Origin of the sequence: Leifsonia sp. McL0618, from assembly GCF_049994905.1 — a bacterium.
GTDB lineage: Bacteria > Actinomycetota > Actinomycetes > Actinomycetales > Microbacteriaceae > Diaminobutyricibacter.
In genome coordinates this window covers 3,622,352-3,640,218 of sequence record NZ_CP188258.1, presented here as the reverse complement: position 1 = coordinate 3,640,218, position 17,867 = coordinate 3,622,352, and the positions used below count along the sequence as shown (strand labels likewise).

Here is a 17,867-nt window from a genome sequence, read left to right as displayed (position 1 = left end):
GCCCTCGTCCGTTCAGTCGAGGGCATCCGCTCGCTCCAGGACTCAGCCGTCGAGGCCGGTGCGGATCCCGGCGAACAGCGGGTTCACTTTCGCGTCGCGCGTGCCGAGCGGCGCGAGGTGGTACGCCTTCTCGATGGTGGCCATGATCGACGTGGTGTCGTACTGCGTGTGGTCGACACCGGATGTCTCGAACTTCGCACTGACGAGGAGGGCGGGGATGCGGGTGCCCGGTCCCCACTTGTCTACGACCGGCGGCGCCACGTGGTCAGCTTGCCCACCGAACTCGTCGTACGTCACGACCACGAGTGTGTTCTTGGCGTCGGGCCCGCTCGTGATGGTCTTCAAGAGGTCCACGAGGTGGTCGCTGCCGTCCGGTTCGCTCGCGTATCCGGGGTGCTCGTTCTCGTCGCCGTACGGCTTGACGAAGCTGACCGTCGGAAGCGATCCGCTCTTCGCTGCGGCAATGAACGCTGTCTCGTCCTGCAGGTGCGCCCTTCCCGGCTGTCCGGGAGCGTAAGCAGCGAAGTAGTTGAACGGCTGGTGGTGGTACTGGAAGTTGACGCCCGGATGTCCGGCGACCGCGTCATTCCATCCGCCCGCGTACCAGTTCCATGAGATGCCCGAGGCGGTCATGCGGTCGCCGATGTTCGGGTACTTCGTGTCATCGATGAGCGGCAGCTGTGCTCCCCCTCCGTGCGGGGCCGACGTCGGCTGGATCGTGTTGACGGCGAAGTTGCCGCACGCGGCCGAATAGTCGTTCCCGCCGCCGGCGCATGCTTGGGTCCACTGGGTGTCCTTGACGGGCCCCGTGGCCGTGTATTGCGGGTAGTTGTTCGGCATCCCGTTGGCGTCGAGCACGGAGTTGTTGACCGTTGCGGTCGTGTCCAACGGCGTGCGCGCGGCGATCAGCCACTGGTGGTTGAGGAACGAGCCGCCGAACGCCGCCTGGAAGAAGTCGTCGGCAATGACATACTTCGGAGCCCCGGTGGAGTGCAGGTACTGGTAGATCGGCAGCTGCGTCGTGGCGTACTGGCCCTGGGTGAGGCCCACGGCATCCGACCCGGTCGTGTACCGGTCCATCTTGCCGGCATCCTGCTGATACTGCTCCTGGTAGAAGCGGTGGACGAGGTCCCTGGTGCATCCGCCCGGCGCCCCGGTTCCGTTGAGCCATCCGTTCGGCTTGAACGGCGTGCCGGGCACAGCCGGTGGACAGGTGGTGTCGGTCGGCGAGATGTAGTCGTCGATGGTGAACGTGTTATTCGTGAAGTGGCTGGCCGCGATGCCGTGGGCGGCGTCCGTGCACGTGGACGAGAGCGGCGGCGACGTCAGGTTCACGTCCACCTGCGGCAGGCAGTTGAACGGTGTACCGTCCTGCGCGACCTGCGCGACGCTCTGTGTGCCGTTGACGGCCTGGCCGTTCACCGAGCCCCATCCGCCGTAGAGGTTGTCGAACGAGTGGTTCTCTTCGTAGATCACGACGAGGTGCTTGAACCCGCCGGGTATGGTCGATGGATGTCCGTTCGACGACCCGCCTGTATCCGCGAGGGCGGCGGCGGACGGGATGACGGTTCCCGCGATCGCGAAAGCGGCGATCGTGGCGAGAACGGTGAAGCGCTTGAACATAAGGACTGCCTCCATATCATGTGAGAGCCGAGGCGGCACCGCTGAGGCGATCCCGCCTGCGTTCCACATCCTATGAAACACCTATGCGATTGCCTAGGTGCGTGCGGCGGAGGACGAGTGTGATTCCCTCGACGTTCACACGCACGCAGCGGGAACTGGTGTTGCAACCGACCGATCTACCGCGCACCCACGTGCCCGCCGGTTCGGCACGATCCCGCCCGCTAGAGCTGGCGGGGACAGCGCGACATGGCGGGCGAGCCGCGACGGTGACAGCAGTTCATGCACGTTTGCGGTTGCGCCAGGATTCAATCGCGTATTCCACGTAGAGAAATAGGAGCGGCCCCGCTACGACGAACGGCCATGGCGTCTGGAAGACCAGGAGCACGCCCAAGAAGAATGCACTCAGGAAAATCGCTTCGATGGCGATCTCTCCGGAGGTCTTGCGCGGCTGCTTCAGCATTTTACGTTGAGGGATTGCCCCGGGATGGGGACCATCGGTACGTTCACTTGCACGCATTTTCCCTGTCTAGCAGCTTGTTGGGCCGGACGATGACGACCTTGATGCTGTTGCGATCGCATTGAACGACAATGCGACGAATTCAGTTTTGCGGTTCAGCTTGCCCGTGCGCGGGCGTGTTCGAGGTCGTAGCGCATCTGCATCTTCAGCCACAGCTCAGCTGTTCCGACGTGGTTCGCTTCGAGGGCAAGAGCTAGCTTGGTGCTGATCGCAGCGTGACCGTTGAGCACGCGCGAGAGGGCCGGGCGGGACATGCCCAACTTCAGCGCCGCCTCTACGACAGTGAGTCCCAGCCCTTCCTGTCCTAGCTGGGCGGCAAGCACCTCGCCAGGGTGGGGCCGATTGTGCATCGGCATGTTTGCCTCCTTCATCAGTGGTAGTCAAGGTAGTCGACGAGCATCACGTCCTCGCCGTCGAAGTCGAAGATCACACGCCAGTTTCCATTCACCCGCACTGAAAACATCCCTGCAAACTCGCCCTTCAAAGAATGAAGGCCGAACGCAGGCAGATCAACATCTGCTGGCGCCGCTGCGTCATCGAGAGTGGTGAGGATCAACCGCAACCGTTTCGCGTGCTGCGGCACGATTCCCTTCGCCGAGCCCGTCGCGTAGAACGCTGCCAGGCCTTTGTGGGCGAAGCTCTTGATCACTCCCAGAGTGTAACGCGTAACGGTACAGGGCACAATGAGGTTCACAGACAACCACGCTCCCGTCCGGGAAGCCGATCGCCAGCGCGCGAGTGCGCCAGTTTGGTAAGTCTGCCCCTGCTCGGACCGCGGCAAACTGCCCGAATTACCGGTCACCTACGTGCCCGCGGATGCATGCCGGCCAATGAGGCCCAGGCGCCCAGCGAACGCAAAGAAACCCCCGCCATGTAGAAGCTAGGCGAGGGTTCCAGTGGCTCCGACCGGCATCGATCCGGTGACCTTTCGATTTTCAGTCGAACGCTCTACCAACTGAGCTACAGAGCCGAAAGCCGTCTTCGAGAAGTGGCCTTCTAGGCAGAAGCCCTTCCTCTCGGAAGGGCTTCTCGCCTTGGCGACCCTGACGGGACTTGAACCCGCGACCTCCGCCGTGACAGGGCGGCACGCTAACCAACTGCGCTACAGGGCCTCGATGTGAAGCTATTCAATTGTACGTGTAGTTGGTGACCCCAACGGGATTCGAACCCGTGCTACCGCCGTGAAAGGGCGGCGTCCTAGGCCGCTAAACGATGGGGCCGAGCACCTGCAATCCGCTCACACGCACCGCATTACTACCGACGCACAAGCATACGGAATCGTCGGCGAAAAGCCAAACCGAGCGGATACGCAGCCCGGCGAATACCGCGACGGGCGCGAAATCATCGGGGGATCGCCTTCGCGCCGCGTTACATTCTGCCTTGGCGGCCCCTCGGGGCGGCCACCATGTGGCGAGCCGGGACGATTGCTTCGGACGAGTCCGTTGTTACTGTTGATGGTGTTGTTCATGTGGCGCGAGTGACGGATGGGACTCAGCGACAGGTCGAGGGGAACGATGAAACGCACTGAACCGGCCCCGGGGAGCACCCCGCTCCGGTCGACCGCGCGCCGGAACTGGCGCGTCAGAACGGCGATCGTCGCAGTCTTCGCCATCGTCGCCGTCGGTTCCGTGGCCAGCCCCGCGTATGCGATCTCGTACCCCAGCTGGCAGGACGTCCAGAACGCCAAAGCGAGCCAGTCGGCGACCGCAGCCGAGGTCGCGCGCATCAACAGCCTGATCGGCCAGCTCAAAGCGGAGGTCACCCAGACCCAGGCCGCGCTGAAGAAGCGTGGCGAAGAACTCGAGGCGGCCGAGGCGAAACTCGACAAGGCCACGATCGACCTGGCAGCCATCCAGGCGCAGGCGGATGAGAGCAAAGCCAAGGCAGACGCAGCCACCACGCAGGCGGGCCGTCTTGCCGCGCAGCTGTACCGCACCGGCGGCAGCGACCTCACCACGAGCCTGTTCCTGAGCGGCAACGGCGCAACGAAGACGAGTCCGGAGCAGCTCCTGTCCGACCTGGGGAGCATGACGAAGCTGGTCGAGCGTTCGAGTGGCATCTACGCGCAGGCCAAAGCGAGCCAGAACACGGCCAAGGCACTGGCCGACCAGGCCGCGGTCGCGCGGGTGGAGCGCGAGAAGCTTCGCGTCGCCGCTGTTGCAGCGCAGGCGGCAGCAGCGGCGGCCGCAAAGGCGGCACAGGACAAACTCGCCGAGCAGCGCAAGCAGATCATCGTCATGAGGGCGCAGCTGGCCGCACTCAACAACAAGGTCGCGAAGACGGTCGCCGGCTATGAGGCCGGCGTCGCAGAGGCCGCACGTCGGGCGGCTGCGGCCGGTTCAGGCGGACTTCCCGGCGGTTATGTCGGACCCCAGGGCTGGGCCGTGCCCGCGGCCGGCCCGATCACCGACGGCTTCGGCCCGCGCGCCTCGCCGGGCGGCATCGGCAGCACGTACCACCTGGGCATCGACATCGGCGCGTACTGCAACGCTCCCATCTACGCAGCGCATGAGGGCACGGTGATCTACGCCGGTCCGCTGGGCAGCTACGGCAACTTCGTGCGCATCGACGTCGGCGGCGGCATCGACACCGGCTACGCGCACATCCGTGACGGCGGCATCCTCGTCGGCGTCGGACAGCACGTCGGCGCCGGACAACCCATCGCCCACGTGGGCACGACAGGGGCATCGACCGGATGCCACCTCCATTACGAGGTCAGGGTGAACGGCGTGAAGATCGACGGGATCCCGTTCATGAGGCAGAGGCAGGCACCACTTGGCTAGTCAGAATGGCAAAGGGCCGCGCGTGCGGCCGGTCACCGCGATCAGTGCGGGCGTGATGGGGGTGGTCACCGCATCCGTCGGCATCATCGCGCCTCCCGCGTTCGCCGACAACTACCCGTCGTGGAACGACGTGCAGCAGGCCAAGCACAACGTCGCGAACCAGCAGGCGATGATCGCCAACATCACGAAGCTGATCGCCGGCCTGCAGACGGCAGTCGACCAGGCGCGGATCGCTTCTGAGAAGGCGGCTGAGGCCTACTTCCAGGCGAAGGATGCGCTGGATGCGGCCACCGTGAAGGCGGCGGATCTCAAGAAGCAGGCGGATGCGGCGGCCGCGAAGGCGAAGACCTCGCAGATGCGCGCAGGCCTCCTGGCTTCGCACCTCGCGAAGAGCGGCGGCGGCGGGGACCTGTCTGTCGACATCCTGCTGAACGGCGGGGGAGATGGCTCGGCTGCGGACAAGCTTCTCTACCAGCTCGGCACGATGAGCAAGCTCACCCAGCAGTCGCAGGATGTGTACGCAGCGGCGACCAAGGACAGGAACACCGCGACGGCGCTCACCGACCAGGCGAACGTCGCCAAGGTGGAGCGCGGCAAGCTCGCCGAGGCGGCGACCGCGGCCCTTGCCGCAGCGCAGGCCGCCCAGACGAAGGCGCAGGCTGCGCTGGTCACCCAGCAGACCAAGTCGACCGAGCTGGTCGCCCAACTCGCGACGCTGAAGAACACCTCGGCCCAGGTCGAGAGCGCATTCCTGGTCGGCGAAGCGAAGCGCAAGGCGGCCGAAGAGGCGGCGCGCCAGGCGGAGATCCGGCGTCAGAAGGAGGCGGCCGCCGCGGCGGCCGCGGCGGCGGCCGCACAGCAGCAGCAACAGCAGCAGAGCCACGGTGGCGGCGGAGGCGGCGGCGGCGGAGGCGGTGGCGGTGGCGGCGGTGGCGGCGGATACGTCGCGCCGCCGAACGGCAACGTCGTGCAGACGGCGCTCAACTACGCCTACGCCCAGCTGGGCAAGCCGTACATCTTCGGCGGCGAAGGCCCCGGCGGCTACGACTGCTCCGGGCTGACGATGAAGGCGTACGCATACGCCGGCGTCTACATCGGCTCGCACTCGGTGAACAACCAGTGGTACACGGGAGCCGCGCGCGGCCAGGTCGTGTCATTCAGCCAGCGGCAGGCCGGCGACCTCATCTTCTGGGGTGACGGCCCGGGCAACTTCTATCACGTCGGCATCTCGCTCGGTGGCGACATGATGATCGCAGCCCCCACCGAAGGCGATGTCGTCAAGATCCAGTCGGTCTGGGGCAGCCCCTGGTACCAGGTGATCCGCCCCAGCGCCTGACCGGGACCCGCACGTTGACGGGCTAGTGGCCGCCCTCTTCGGCGAGCTTCGCGATGCCCGCCTGGATGATGTCTTCGGCTTCTGCTGCGTTCCCCCAGGCCTCGAGCTTGACCCACTTGCCGGGCTCGAGGTCTTTGTAGTGCTCGAAGAAGTGCTGGATCTCGTCGCGGGTCTGCTGCGCCACGTCGTCGATGTCCTGAATGTGCTGCCAGCGCGGGTCCTTGTACGGCACGGCGATGACCTTGGCGTCGCTGCCGGCCTCGTCGCTCATGTTCAGCACGCCGACCGGGCGCACCTTGACGCCGACACCCGGGAAGACCGGGTACTCGAGCAGCACGAGCACGTCGACCGGGTCGCCGTCGAGTCCGAGGGTGTTCTCGAAGAAGCCGTAGTCGGTCGGGTAGACGAAGCTGGTGAACAGTACACGGTCGAGGTAGACGCGGCCGGTCTCGTGGTCGACCTCGTACTTGTTTCGGCTTCCCCGCGGGATTTCGACGATCACGTCGTATTCGGCCATGAGTTTTCTCCCTCGTTTGAAAAGACTCCAATAACGTTAGTGGATGCACGCCAGTGGTTCACCGGGAAGACGACCGCGGCTCACCCCGCCGATCGCGGATGTGCGACGCGCGGTCCGAGACGCCCTCGCCGGCCTCGATGGGGCCGGCCTCGACGGCGAAGGTCCGGATGCGGCAGGTGAAGCGGACGCGGACCCGCGGCTCGGCGGCCTCGTTCTGGTCGGCCTGAGCGGGGGAGCGGATTCGCTGGCGCTCGCAGCGGCCACGGCGTTCGAGGCGCCGCGGGCGGGCATCCGTGCCGGTGCCGTGATCGTCGATCACGGCCTGCAGGCAGGCTCGGCGGATGTCGCGGAGACGGCGGCCGCCCAGGCGACGGCACTGGATCTCGATCCGGTGATCGTGATCCGTGTGGAGGTGGCGGCATCCGACGGCGGTCCCGAAGCGTCAGCGCGTTCGGCGAGGTTCGCTGCATTCGACCGGGCGATGGCGGATGCCGGGGCCGGCCACATCGTGCTCGCCCACACCCTCGACGACCAGGCCGAGACGGTGCTCCTCGGGCTCGCCCGCGGGTCGGGGCCGACGAGCCTGCGGGGCATGGCCCCGGAGACCGGGCCATACCTGCGACCGCTGCTCGGCATCCGCCGCGCCACCACCCGTCGGTTCTGCGCCGACAGCGGCCTCGTGCCGTGGGAGGACCCGCACAACACCGACCCGACGTTCACCCGCGTGCGGGTGCGCAACACGGTCCTCCCGGTGCTCGAGGCCGAACTCGGGCCCGGCGTCGCCGAAGCGCTCGCCCGCACGGCGGAGCAGCTGCGCGAAGACTCGGACGCGCTCGATGACCTCGCCCTGGAATGGGCGCTCGAACTGACCAGCCAGGATGCGGATGGCGCGGTCGCCCTGGACGTTCGCGGTCTCGCCGCAGACCCGCCCGCTCTCCGCCAGCGCATCATCCGTCTCGTCGTCGCCAACGAGTTCGGCGTCTCCCTCGAGCGCGTGCACACCCTCGCCGTCGCCGACCTCATCACCGACTGGCATGGTCAGAAAGCTCTCACCCTGCCAGGCGTTAGAGTTGTCAGGCAGAACGGGCTGCTCATCTTTACTCCGGCATAGCCACCAAACCAAAGGATCGCACCGCTCCATGGAACTCACGGACGTTTCCGACGACCTGACCGAGATTCTCATCAGTGAGGAGCAGATCCAGACCCGGATCGCCGAGCTCGCTCGAGCAATCGAAGCCGACTATGCGGGCACGGATGTCCTGCTCGTCGGGGTGCTCAAAGGTGCGGTCATGGTGATGGCCGACCTCGCACGCGAACTCAAGATCCCCGTCACGATGGACTGGATGGCCGTGAGCTCGTACGGGTCCGGCACACAGTCGAGTGGTGTCGTCCGCATCCTCAAAGACCTCGACACCGATCTGAGCGGCCGCACTGTTCTCATCGTCGAAGACATCATCGACTCGGGGCTGACGCTGTCGTGGCTGCTCTCCAACCTCAACTCGCGTGGCCCCGCATCCGTCGAGATCTGCACACTGCTGCGCAAGCCGGAGGCGGCGCGCGTCGACATCGACGTGAGATACGTCGGGTTCGAGATCCCCAACCAGTTCGTGGTCGGCTACGGCCTCGACTACGACGAGAAGTACCGCAACCTGCGCGGCGTCGGCATCCTCGCGCCGGGCGTTTACAGCTAGTCGTCGCGCGCGGTTTTTTCAGAGCGCAGTCCGCGCCAAGCGAACACGCAGCAGCCATTCAGCGCCGAAGCGATACTCTTGCACCACCATGAACGTCAAGAAGATCTTCCGGGGCCCGATTCTCTACATCGTGCTGGCCGTCATCGCTGTATGGATCGGCTCGAGCCTGATCACCATGTCCGGTTTCAAAGAGATCTCGACCCAGAAGGGTCTGGAGCTTCTTCAGGACGACAAGGTGGCCAGCGCCAAGATCGTCGATGGGGAGCAACGCGTCGATCTGACGCTCGCCAGCCCTGACCCGACGCTCGGCAGCCAGGTGCAGTTCTACTACGTCGCGCCCCGTGGCGCCGACGTCGTGCAGGCCGTCGACAACGCCAAGCTGTCGAAGGGCTTCAACGACGAGGTTCCGCAGCCGAACTGGCTGCTCTCGGCGCTCGGCTTCCTGCTCCCCGTGCTGCTGATCGGCGTGTTCTTCTGGATCATGCTCTCCGGCATGCAGGGCGGCGGCAACAAGGTCATGCAGTTCGGCAAGTCGAAGGCCAAGCTGGTCTCCAAGGAGAGTCCGAAGGTCACCTTCGACGACGTCGCCGGGAGCGACGAGGCGATCGAAGAGCTCCAGGAGATCAAAGACTTCCTCAAGGAGCCGGCCAAGTTCCAGGCGGTCGGCGCCCGCATCCCGAAGGGCGTGCTGCTGTACGGCCCTCCCGGAACGGGCAAGACGCTTCTCGCCCGCGCCGTCGCGGGTGAGGCGGGCGTGCCGTTCTACTCGATCTCCGGTTCGGACTTCGTGGAGATGTTCGTCGGTGTCGGCGCGAGCCGTGTTCGCGACCTGTTCCAGCAGGCCAAAGAGAACTCCCCGGCCATCATCTTCGTCGACGAGATCGACGCGGTCGGCCGTCACCGTGGCGCAGGCCTCGGCGGTGGGCACGACGAGCGCGAGCAGACCCTGAACCAGCTCCTTGTCGAGATGGACGGCTTCGACGTCAAGACGAACGTCATCATGATCGCGGCGACGAACCGCCCCGACATCCTCGACCCCGCGCTGCTGCGTCCCGGCCGCTTCGACCGCCAGATCGGTGTCGACGCGCCCGACCTCATGGGCCGCAAGAAGATCCTCGAAGTGCACGGCCGCGGCAAGCCGCTCGCCGCGGGCGTCGACCTCGAAGTACTCGCACGCAAGACGCCCGGTTTCACCGGCGCCGACCTGGCGAACGTGCTGAACGAGGCCGCCCTGCTGACGGCTCGCTCCAATGCTCAGCTCATCGACAACCGTGCCCTTGACGAGGCGGTGGACCGCGTGATCGCCGGCCCGCAGAAGCGCACCCGCGTGATGAAGGACCAGGAGAAGGTCATGACGGCCTACCACGAGGGTGGGCACGCCCTCGCCGCCGCCGCGATGCGCTACACCGACCCGGTCACCAAGATCACCATCCTCCCCCGTGGGCGCGCCCTCGGCTACACGATGGTGCTGCCGCTCGAAGACAAGTACTCGATCACCCGCAACGAATTGCTCGACCAGCTGGCGTACGCCATGGGCGGGCGCGTCGCTGAGGAGATCGTGTTCCACGACCCCACGACGGGCGCGTCGAACGACATCGAGAAGGCGACCTCCATCGCCCGCAAGATGGTCACCGAATACGGCATGAGTGCCGAGGTCGGATCGGTCAAGCTGGGCCAGTCGTCGGGCGAGATGTTCCTCGGTCGCGACATGGGTCACCAGCGTGACTACTCCGAGCGCATCGCCGAGCGTGTCGACGCCGAGGTTCGTGCCCTCCTCGAGAAGGCGCACGACGAGGCGTGGGAGGTTCTGAACAACAACCGACCGATCCTCGACCGGATCGCGGCAGAGCTCCTCGAGCATGAGACGCTCGACCACAACGAGATCGCCGAGATCTTCGCCGACGTGGTGAAGCTTCCCGAGCGCCCCCAGTGGCTGTCCAGCGACAAGCGTCCGATCTCCGATATTCCTCCCATCGCGATGCCGGTGAAGGCCCCGATCAACGCGGGCGCCGTCGATGGCGGCGTCGATTCAGAACCGCCGTCGAAGCCGAAGCGCTCACCTGTTCGCAAGCCGCGGCCGGCCACGGCTTAGGCCGGGGCTGGGGCGCGCATGACCGGAATCGATCGAAAGCGCATCGAGGCCGCCGTCGCTGAGATCCTCGCCGCCATCGGCGAGGATCTCTCGCGTCCCGGTCTCGCGTCGACCCCGTCCCGCGTCGCAGACGCCTACGAGGAGTTCTTCTCCGGCCTCGGGGAGGACCCGGCCGCGCTGCTCGGCGAAGGGGTCCCACTCGAAGGACACGACGCCGAGACCGTGCTGCTGCGCGATATCGCGTTCCGTTCGATCTGCGAGCACCACCTGCTGCCGTTCGTCGGCGTGGCCCATGTCGCTTACATGCCCAACGAGCGCGTGGTCGGGCTGGGCCGCATCCCCCGTGTCGTCGAGACACTGGCATCCCGCCCGCAGTTGCAGGAGCGCCTGACCGAAGAGATCGCCGACACGCTGCAGGACGGGCTCGACGCCAAAGGCGTTCTCGTCGTCCTCGACGCACAGCACACCTGCGTCACGGCCCGGGGCGTGCGCCAGACCGACAGCACGACGGTCACCGTCGCCAGCCGAGGCGAACTCGCCGACCCTGTCGCGAAGGCGGGGCTCCTGGCCTTGATCGGACGCGGGGACGCGTGAACACACGCGTCATGGGCGTCCTGAATGTGACGCCGGACTCCTTCAGCGATGGTGGGCTCTACCTCGAACCGGCCTCCGCCGTCGAGCATGCCCTCAACCTCGTCGAGGAGGGCGCCGACCTCATCGATGTCGGCGGCGAATCGACGAGGCCCGGAGCCGTGCGCGTCGATCCGGCCGAGGAGCAGGCGCGCGTGGTGCCGGTCATCCGCAAGCTCACCGACCGCGGGGTCATCGTGAGCGTCGACACGATGAACGCCTCGACCGCCCGAGCTGCGGCGGATGCCGGAGCCGCGATCATCAACGACGTGTCCGGCGGCCTCGCCGACTCCGGTATGCCGGCAGCCGTGCTCGACACCGGCCTCACTTATGTCGTGATGCACTGGCGCGGCCAGAGCGATTCGATGGATGCGCTGGCGACCTACGAAGACACGGTCGCCGAAGTCAGCGCCGAACTCACCACGCGCATCCGCGATCTCACCGACCACGGGATCGACCCTGCGAAGCTCATCATCGACCCCGGCCTGGGGTTCTCGAAGAAGGCGGAGCACAACTGGCAGGTGCTCGGAAACCTGCGCGAGTTCGTCGGGCTCGGGTTCCCGGTGCTGATCGGGGCATCCCGCAAACGCTTCCTCGGGGCGCTGCTGCCCGAAAGCGCCCCGGCCCAGGATCGTGACCAGCCCACCGCCATCATCAGTGCGCTCGCAGCCCAGGCCGGCGTGTGGGGGGTGCGCGTGCACGACGTCGCCGGCACCCGCCTCGCGCTCGACGTGGTCGAGGCATGGCAAGCTGGACGAGATGACTAGGCACGACCGGGCACACGGATCCGACTCGATAACCCTCACCGGCCTCCGGGTCCATGCGAACCACGGTGTGTACGCGTTCGAACGCGAGCAGGGCCAGGAGTTCGTGATCGACGTGACGGCCTGGCTCGACTTCGCACGCGCGGCGACCGCAGACGACGTCGCGGCGACGGTGCATTACGGCGAGCTCGCCGTCGAGGTCGCCGAAGCCGTGCGTCGTGATCCGGTCGACCTGATCGAGACCCTCGCCGAGCGCATCGCGGGAGTCGTTCTCGCGCATCCGCCCGTCGATTCCGTTCGCGTGACCGTGCACAAGCCGAACGCTCCCATCGAGGTGCCGTTCGCCGACGTCTCCGTCACCATCGAGCGGGAGCGGGCATGACCGCACCGCTCCACCCGCGCCCGGAGCGCCTGCGGCCGTCGGTGCCCGCCGTGCTCGCACTGGGAAGCAACCTGGGTGATCGCGAGGCCACGATCCGTGCGGCTGTCGCCGACCTCGATGCGAGCGACGGCATCCGCGTCGAACAGCTGTCCCCGCTGGTCGAGACGCCCGCACTGAAGCTCACCGGCGTCGATCACTCGGCGCCCGCCTACCTGAACGCGGTCGTCGTGGTCAGCACGGTGCTGGGGCCTCACGACCTGCTCGATGCGGTCAACGCCGTCGAACAGCAGCATGGACGGGTGCGTGACGAGCGGTGGGGCGACCGCACGCTCGACATCGACATCGTCGACTACGACGGGCGCGAACTGGATGACGAACGGCTGACGCTGCCTCACCCGCGCGCCTGGGAGCGCGGGTTCGTGCTGGTGCCGTGGCACGCCATCCGCCCGGATGCGGAACTCGCGGGACACGGACGCATCGACCTGCTCATCCCGGTGACCGCGGATGAGATTCGGCCGTATCCTGACAGCGACGCAGCAGTCGATGCCGCGCGCGACGATCAGGACCAGGCCGACGGAGACGGGGGTGCCGTGTGAAACGCACACGACCGACGCCGCTCATCGGACTGGGCGTCGCGGGCCTCGTCATCGGATTCCTCGTCGAGCTCGGTGCGGCCGGGGCCGGGCTGGCGGTGTTCATCCCGCCGTTGTCACTGCCCATCACGCTCGTGGCGATCGCGGCTATCGTGGTTGGCTTCGCGATCCCGATCCGTCGTGCGACGCACGCGAAGGTCCGCGTGACGATCGATCCGTTCCGTGCGATGCGCGTCGCCGTTCTGGCGAAAGCCTGCAGCCTCAGCGGGGCGCTCCTGACCGGTTCGGGCATCGGCTTCCTGGCGTACCTCCTCAGTCGCTCCGTGCTTCCTGCTTCCGGTGCGATCTGGCAGGCCGTCGCGGCCACGCTCGGCGCCGCCATCCTGATGACCGCCGGGCTCGTCGCGGAATACCTGTGCACCCTGCCACCCGAAGACGACGACACGAAACCGGGCGGGGACCATGCCAGGGCGTCTTGACCTCGAGGTCGGCGAGTGGCGACGCGTCTCGCGACGCTATGTGGTGGTCGTCATCGTCGGCTCGCTCGTGAGCGGGCTGGTGCTCAGCGCCATTGCGACGTTCCTGTGGCTGGTCGCGGGATGGACCTGGGCGTGGGTCGCGCTGATCGCGATCGTGGCGATCACGGTCATCCAGCTGATCATCGCGCCGCGCCGCGCGCGGGCGATCGGCTATCAGCTGCGCGATGACGACCTCCTGTTCCGCCGGGGCATCATGTTCCTGCGCTTCGTCTCGGTTCCGTACGGGCGGATGCAGCTGATCGACATCAACCGCGGCCCGGTCGGGCGACTGCTCGGCCTCGCCGACCTCAAGTTCGTCACAGCGGCTGCGTCGACGAATATCGCGATCCCGGGGCTCCCCGAGGGCGACGCGGCCGAGTTGCGCGACCGACTGGTGGAGCTGGCGGAGAGCCGCCGGGCGGGACTGTGACCGGCGAGCGGCTGTCCGCAGCGGAGCGGGCCGCCGAGCACCTCACCGACGGCGAATGGCATCGGCTGCACCCGGCGACCCCGCTGCTCAGGGGCGGCATCGTTCTGATCGCCGTTCTCGGCTACGTCTTGTCGAACCTGCGCGAGCGGCTGGTCAGCTTCTTCATCGGCGCGCCCGACATCGGCGGCGATCCCATCGACGAGATCTACAACCACGGGCTCGAGGGCCTCGCGTTGCTCGTCATCGCGGTCGCACTGATCATCTTCATCGGCATGTTCTACCTCTCGTGGCGCCTCCACAGTTTCCGTATCAGTGACGACGCGGTCGAGGTGCGCAGCGGCATCCTCTTCCGCACGCAGCGCAAGGCCAGGCTCGACCGCATCCAGGGCATCAACGTGGTCCGGCCCCTCTTCGCGCGCATCTTCGGCGCGGCGAAACTCGAGGTCAGCGTTGCAGGGCACGACGCGAACGTGCAGCTGTCATACCTGTCATCACGGCTGGCGGATGGGCTCCGCGGCGACCTCCTGCGCCTCGCGTCGGGGGCGAAGGCGGCAGAGCGCGTTCCGGGCGCGCCTGCTCTGGGTGTCGCCGACATCCTGAACCAGCGCGTGAACGAGTTCCTCGCTCCAGAGTTGCATCCCGATCTCGCGCCGCCCGAGTCGGTCGTGAAGATTCCGCCCCTGCGCCTGATCGGGTCGATCGTCCTCAGCGGGTTCACCATCTTCCTGCTGATCGTCGGAGCCGGGCTCCTGACCGGCGCCGCGACCGGGCGGCTGTGGCTCCTGCTCGTCGTGCTCCCGGGCCTGATCGGGTCGATCAGCTTCTACATCCGCCGCTTCACCAAGTCGCTGCGCTACAGCATCGCCGGCACCCCCGACGGTGTGCGCGTGGGCTTCGGACTGTTCAGCCTGAGCAACGAAACGCTTCCGCCGGGGCGCATCCACGCCGTGGATGTCTCGCAGCCTCTGCTCTGGCGTCCGTTCGGCTGGTGGCAGATCCGCATCGACACGGCCGGGCATTCGACGGAAAAGGGGGCCGCAGGGCAGCCCAACACGACGATGCTGCCCGTCGGCGACCTGGAGGATGTCGCCCGGGTGCTTTCGCTGGTGCTGCCCGAATTCGCGACGCCCGAACACCGTGCGCTGGTCGTCGCCGGCATGACGTCGCGCGGCCGCGACTTCTTCGTCGGCGCACCGCGGCGGGCGGCGTGGCTGCGCCCGCTGTCCTGGCAGCGTACCGGCTATGCCCTCACTGATGGCGTGGTCCTGCTGCGGCGAGGGTTCCTGTGGCGCAGCCTCGCCATCGTCCCGCTGGCACGGCTGCAGAGCCTGGAGCTCTACCAGGGACCGCTCGACCGGATGCTCGGCCTCGCGTCAACGCGCCTCCACACGGTCTCCGGGCCCGTGCGCCCGCGACTGGCGGTGATCGACCGCGACCGGAGTGTCGAACTGTTCGACGTCGTCGCCGCGGGAGCGATCTCCTCGGCCCGGTCCGACCGGAGTCACCGGTGGAACGAATCGTCCGGGGAAGGCCCATCATGATCGAACGACGTGCCGGACGACTCGGGGTCGGCATCATCGGTGCCGGCCGTGTCGGGCCCGTCCTGGGGGCGGCGCTCGCCGGGGTCGGCCACGCGATCGTCGGCATCTCGGCGGTGTCGGAGCGCAGCAGGGAGCGGGCAGACGCCATCCTTCCAGGTGCTCCCGTGCTGGAGATCCCGGTGATCATCGAGCGCAGCGAGCTCGTCATCCTCGCGGTGCCCGATTCGGAGTTGCCGTCACTGGTCGCAGGTCTCGCGGCGACCGGGAGCTGGCAGCCCGGGCAGATCGTGCTTCACACGGCGCCGGGGTACGGGGTCGAGGTGTTGGCGCCTGCGGCCGCGGCGGGCGCGATTCCCCTGGCCGTGCATCCGGCGCTCGCGTTCACCGGAACCAGCCTCGACATCGCTCGCCTGCAGGAGACCTACTTCGCCGTGACGGCGGCTGCGCCCGTACTGCCCATCGGCCAGGCCCTCGTCGTCGAGATGGGCGGCGAGCCGGTCGTGGTGGCGGAAGAGGACCGGCCGGCGTATGCGGAGGCGATCGCGACGGCGAGCACCTTCTCACGGGCGATCGTGGAGCAGGCGACAGGGATTCTGAGCGGGATCGGGTTCGAGAACCCGGGGCCGTTCCTGAGCTCGCTGGTGCGGTCTGCGGTGGACAACGCATTGTCGCGGGCGTCGGCGCCGTCGGTGGGGCCGTCGGCGCTGCTCGACGGGCGGGATGATCCGCTGGATCCGCTCAGCTGAGGGCGGCCAGCTCCGAACGAACCGCGTCGACCACCGCATCCGCCCCCTGCGGGCTCATCACGATCGTGTAGTGGTTGACGTCGGGCACCTCGGTGATCCGCACGAACGGATACTCGGCACGCGCCTGCTCACGCGCCACCTCGTCGTACAGCCCGGGCGGCTCGCCGAGAAGCCCGCGCGGCGCCACCAGCAGGCGCACCGGATGCGTCAGCCCGGTCAGCGCGTCGGCCACGACACCTCCGCCGAACTGGTCGCCCGAGTCGGCGGCGACCGCATTGTAGGACGTCGACGGACGCAGGTCGGGCTCCGTCCCGTCGAGGTCGTAGTTGGCGTAGTCGACGACATCCTGCGTCCAGTTCGCAGCGAAAGCCGGATGCCGCCCCCAGAACTCGAGGTACGTCGCCCGGTCGGGGAACGTCATCGACAAGCGCGCAAGGGCAGGCCCGAGCGTCGAAGCCATCAGCTCGTCCAGGGTGACGCCCTCGGGGATGCGCAGCGGAAGACCGCCATCTACCAGCAGCGGACCGGCAAATCGTTCGGGATGGAGATGCGCGGCCGCGAGCGCCACGAAACCACCCATCGAGTGGCCGACGACGAGGGCGCGATCGAGACCGAGGTGCTCGCTCACGACGGCCAGGTCTTGAGCGTGCTGCACCATCCCGAACGGTCCGGGCAGCCGGTTGCTGCGGCCGCGACCGCGCAGGTCCGGTGCGATGAAACGCACGTCGGGGAGGGCATCCGCGATGGTCGCCCACGCGAGATGCGATGCCGTGATGCCGTGGGCGGCGACGACGACCGGGGCGTCGGGATCTGCACGCGCCCACTCGCCGACCCGCAGCATCCCGCCCCGAACCGGAACGTCCAGCGTCCTGTATGTCATCGCGCGCTCCACCCGCCGTCCATCGTGTACGAGGCGCCGGTCACCAGCGAGGCGTCCTCTCCGGCGAGCCAGCAGACCAGGGAGGCGACCTCGGACGGCTCGGCCAGGCGTTTGATCGCGCTGTTCACGAGCATCACGTCGTTCACCACTTCGGACTCCGGGATGCCGTGCAGCCGTGCCTGGTCGGCGATCTGCTTCTCGACGAGCGGGGTTCGCACGTAGCCGGGATTCACGCAGTTGCTGGTGACCCCGTGGGGCGCGCCCTCGAGGGCCGCCACCTTCGAGAGGCCCTCCAGCCCGTGTTTGGCTGCGACGTAGGCCGACTTGAATTCGGATGCGCGCAGCCCGTGCACCGACGAGATGTTGACGATTCGCCCGAAGCCCTGCTCGTACATGTGCGGCAGCGCGGCCCGGATCAGCAGGAACGGCGCTTCGAGCATGAGGGTCAGGATGCGGTGGAACGCGGCCGGGTCGAACTGTTCGATCGGGCTCACGGTCTGGATGCCCGCATTGTTCACGAGGATGTCCACGTCGAGCGCCAGGGCGGCCAGCGCAGCCGTGTCGGTGAGGTCCACCTGCCACGCTTCGCCGCCCACATCGCGGGCCACCCGCTCGGCGCCCGCCCCGTCGAGGTCGGCGACCACGACGGTCGCCCCGCGTTCGGCGAGCGCCCTGGCACACGCCTCACCGATGCCGCTCGCAGCCCCTGTGACAAGGGCCCTGCGGCCTGAGAAACCAGCACTCACGACAACTCCGTCCGATGTGTGCGCACCCCTCGCCCGCGGCTCGGGTAACAGGTACGCTAACCACCAGCGCCGGTGCCG

At 67.4% G+C, this 17,867-nt stretch carries 19 protein-coding genes, 3 tRNA genes and 1 pseudogene; 13 read left to right on the top strand and 10 right to left on the bottom strand.

Going from position 1 to position 17,867, the window contains the following annotated elements; translation table 11 throughout:
- Nucleotides 1–42: 42 nt before the first annotated feature.
- The 7 genes from ACPPVQ_RS17710 to ACPPVQ_RS17680 form a co-directional block, all read right to left on the bottom strand.
- On the bottom strand, nt 43–1,623 hold the full coding sequence (locus ACPPVQ_RS17710) for an alkaline phosphatase family protein (RefSeq protein ID WP_426516436.1): 1,581 nt from the start codon (nt 1,621–1,623) through the stop codon (nt 43–45).
- Nucleotides 1,624–1,900: 277 nt separating this feature from the next.
- A complete protein-coding gene (locus ACPPVQ_RS17705) occupies nt 1,901–2,140 on the bottom strand; it encodes a hypothetical protein (protein WP_426516435.1) in 240 nt (79 codons plus the stop codon).
- Between the two features lie 95 nt (nt 2,141–2,235).
- Nucleotides 2,236–2,496, bottom strand: a complete 261-nt coding sequence (locus ACPPVQ_RS17700) for a HigA family addiction module antitoxin (RefSeq protein ID WP_426516434.1) — start codon at nt 2,494–2,496, stop codon at nt 2,236–2,238.
- A 14-nt stretch (nt 2,497–2,510) separates the two neighbouring features.
- Complete coding sequence (locus ACPPVQ_RS17695) at nt 2,511–2,789, bottom strand: type II toxin-antitoxin system RelE/ParE family toxin (RefSeq protein ID WP_426516433.1); 279 nt, start codon at nt 2,787–2,789, stop codon at nt 2,511–2,513.
- 248 nt (nt 2,790–3,037) lie between these two features.
- Nucleotides 3,038–3,110 (bottom strand) — tRNA-Phe (locus ACPPVQ_RS17690).
- 65 nt (nt 3,111–3,175) lie between these two features.
- Nucleotides 3,176–3,252 (bottom strand) — tRNA-Asp (locus tag ACPPVQ_RS17685).
- 32 nt (nt 3,253–3,284) lie between these two features.
- A tRNA-Glu gene (locus ACPPVQ_RS17680) sits at nt 3,285–3,360 on the bottom strand.
- A gap of 294 nt (nt 3,361–3,654) precedes the next feature.
- Between ACPPVQ_RS17680 and ACPPVQ_RS17675 the strand changes: the two genes are divergently transcribed.
- Entirely contained in the window at nt 3,655–4,923 is a 1,269-nt protein-coding gene (locus ACPPVQ_RS17675; protein WP_426516432.1) for a peptidoglycan DD-metalloendopeptidase family protein, read from the top strand.
- On the top strand, nt 4,916–6,259 hold the full coding sequence (locus ACPPVQ_RS17670) for a C40 family peptidase (protein WP_426516431.1): 1,344 nt from the start codon (nt 4,916–4,918) through the stop codon (nt 6,257–6,259). The genes ACPPVQ_RS17675 and ACPPVQ_RS17670 overlap by 8 nt, the downstream gene beginning before the upstream one ends.
- A gap of 22 nt (nt 6,260–6,281) precedes the next feature.
- Here ACPPVQ_RS17670 and ppa read toward each other — a convergent pair.
- Nucleotides 6,282–6,782 (bottom strand): annotated as a pseudogene (gene ppa / locus ACPPVQ_RS17665) (inorganic diphosphatase); the annotation flags it as partial.
- A gap of 37 nt (nt 6,783–6,819) precedes the next feature.
- Here ppa and tilS point away from each other — a divergent pair.
- The 11 genes from tilS to ACPPVQ_RS17610 all read left to right on the top strand — a co-directional run bounded on the left by tilS (nt 6,820) and on the right by ACPPVQ_RS17610 (nt 16,163).
- Nucleotides 6,820–7,887 (top strand): tRNA lysidine(34) synthetase TilS, encoded by a 1,068-nt coding sequence (gene tilS, locus ACPPVQ_RS17660; protein ID WP_426516430.1) that lies wholly within the window; start codon nt 6,820–6,822, stop codon nt 7,885–7,887.
- A 28-nt stretch (nt 7,888–7,915) separates the two neighbouring features.
- A complete protein-coding gene (hpt, locus tag ACPPVQ_RS17655; protein ID WP_426516429.1) occupies nt 7,916–8,467 on the top strand; it encodes a hypoxanthine phosphoribosyltransferase in 552 nt (183 codons plus the stop codon).
- 88 nt (nt 8,468–8,555) lie between these two features.
- Nucleotides 8,556–10,559 carry an ATP-dependent zinc metalloprotease FtsH gene (gene ftsH / locus ACPPVQ_RS17650; protein ID WP_426516428.1) on the top strand — a complete coding sequence of 668 codons (2,004 nt, stop codon included), beginning with the start codon at nt 8,556–8,558 and terminating at the stop codon, nt 10,557–10,559.
- A gap of 18 nt (nt 10,560–10,577) precedes the next feature.
- Nucleotides 10,578–11,153: a GTP cyclohydrolase I FolE gene (gene folE / locus ACPPVQ_RS17645; RefSeq protein ID WP_426516427.1), complete on the top strand. Its 576-nt coding sequence runs from the start codon at nt 10,578–10,580 to the stop codon at nt 11,151–11,153.
- Between the two features lie 11 nt (nt 11,154–11,164).
- Nucleotides 11,165–11,956 (top strand): dihydropteroate synthase, encoded by a 792-nt coding sequence (gene folP / locus ACPPVQ_RS17640; RefSeq protein ID WP_426521315.1) that lies wholly within the window; start codon nt 11,165–11,167, stop codon nt 11,954–11,956.
- Entirely contained in the window at nt 11,949–12,335 is a 387-nt protein-coding gene (gene folB, locus ACPPVQ_RS17635; RefSeq protein ID WP_426516426.1) for a dihydroneopterin aldolase, read from the top strand. The genes folP and folB overlap by 8 nt, the downstream gene beginning before the upstream one ends.
- Nucleotides 12,332–12,931, top strand: a complete 600-nt coding sequence (folK, locus tag ACPPVQ_RS17630) for a 2-amino-4-hydroxy-6-hydroxymethyldihydropteridine diphosphokinase (protein ID WP_426516425.1) — start codon at nt 12,332–12,334, stop codon at nt 12,929–12,931. Before folB ends, folK begins: the two co-directional genes overlap by 4 nt.
- Complete coding sequence (locus ACPPVQ_RS17625; protein ID WP_426516424.1) at nt 12,928–13,407, top strand: DUF3180 domain-containing protein; 480 nt, start codon at nt 12,928–12,930, stop codon at nt 13,405–13,407. The genes folK and ACPPVQ_RS17625 overlap by 4 nt, the downstream gene beginning before the upstream one ends.
- Nucleotides 13,391–13,876, top strand: a complete 486-nt coding sequence (locus ACPPVQ_RS17620) for a PH domain-containing protein (RefSeq protein ID WP_426516423.1) — start codon at nt 13,391–13,393, stop codon at nt 13,874–13,876. The genes ACPPVQ_RS17625 and ACPPVQ_RS17620 overlap by 17 nt, the downstream gene beginning before the upstream one ends.
- On the top strand, nt 13,873–15,417 hold the full coding sequence (locus ACPPVQ_RS17615) for a PH domain-containing protein (RefSeq protein WP_426516422.1): 1,545 nt from the start codon (nt 13,873–13,875) through the stop codon (nt 15,415–15,417). The genes ACPPVQ_RS17620 and ACPPVQ_RS17615 overlap by 4 nt, the downstream gene beginning before the upstream one ends.
- Entirely contained in the window at nt 15,414–16,163 is a 750-nt protein-coding gene (locus ACPPVQ_RS17610) for a Rossmann-like and DUF2520 domain-containing protein (RefSeq protein WP_426516421.1), read from the top strand. Before ACPPVQ_RS17615 ends, ACPPVQ_RS17610 begins: the two co-directional genes overlap by 4 nt.
- On the opposite strand, the gene ACPPVQ_RS17605 is transcribed toward ACPPVQ_RS17610, so the two are convergent.
- Both ACPPVQ_RS17605 and ACPPVQ_RS17600 read right to left on the bottom strand, forming a co-directional pair.
- Complete coding sequence (locus ACPPVQ_RS17605) at nt 16,156–17,043, bottom strand: alpha/beta fold hydrolase (RefSeq protein ID WP_426516420.1); 888 nt, start codon at nt 17,041–17,043, stop codon at nt 16,156–16,158. The genes ACPPVQ_RS17610 and ACPPVQ_RS17605 overlap by 8 nt on opposite strands.
- Complete coding sequence (locus ACPPVQ_RS17600) at nt 17,040–17,789, bottom strand: 3-hydroxybutyrate dehydrogenase (protein ID WP_426516419.1); 750 nt, start codon at nt 17,787–17,789, stop codon at nt 17,040–17,042. Before ACPPVQ_RS17600 ends, ACPPVQ_RS17605 begins: the two co-directional genes overlap by 4 nt.
- Between the last annotated feature and the right edge of the window lie 78 nt (nt 17,790–17,867).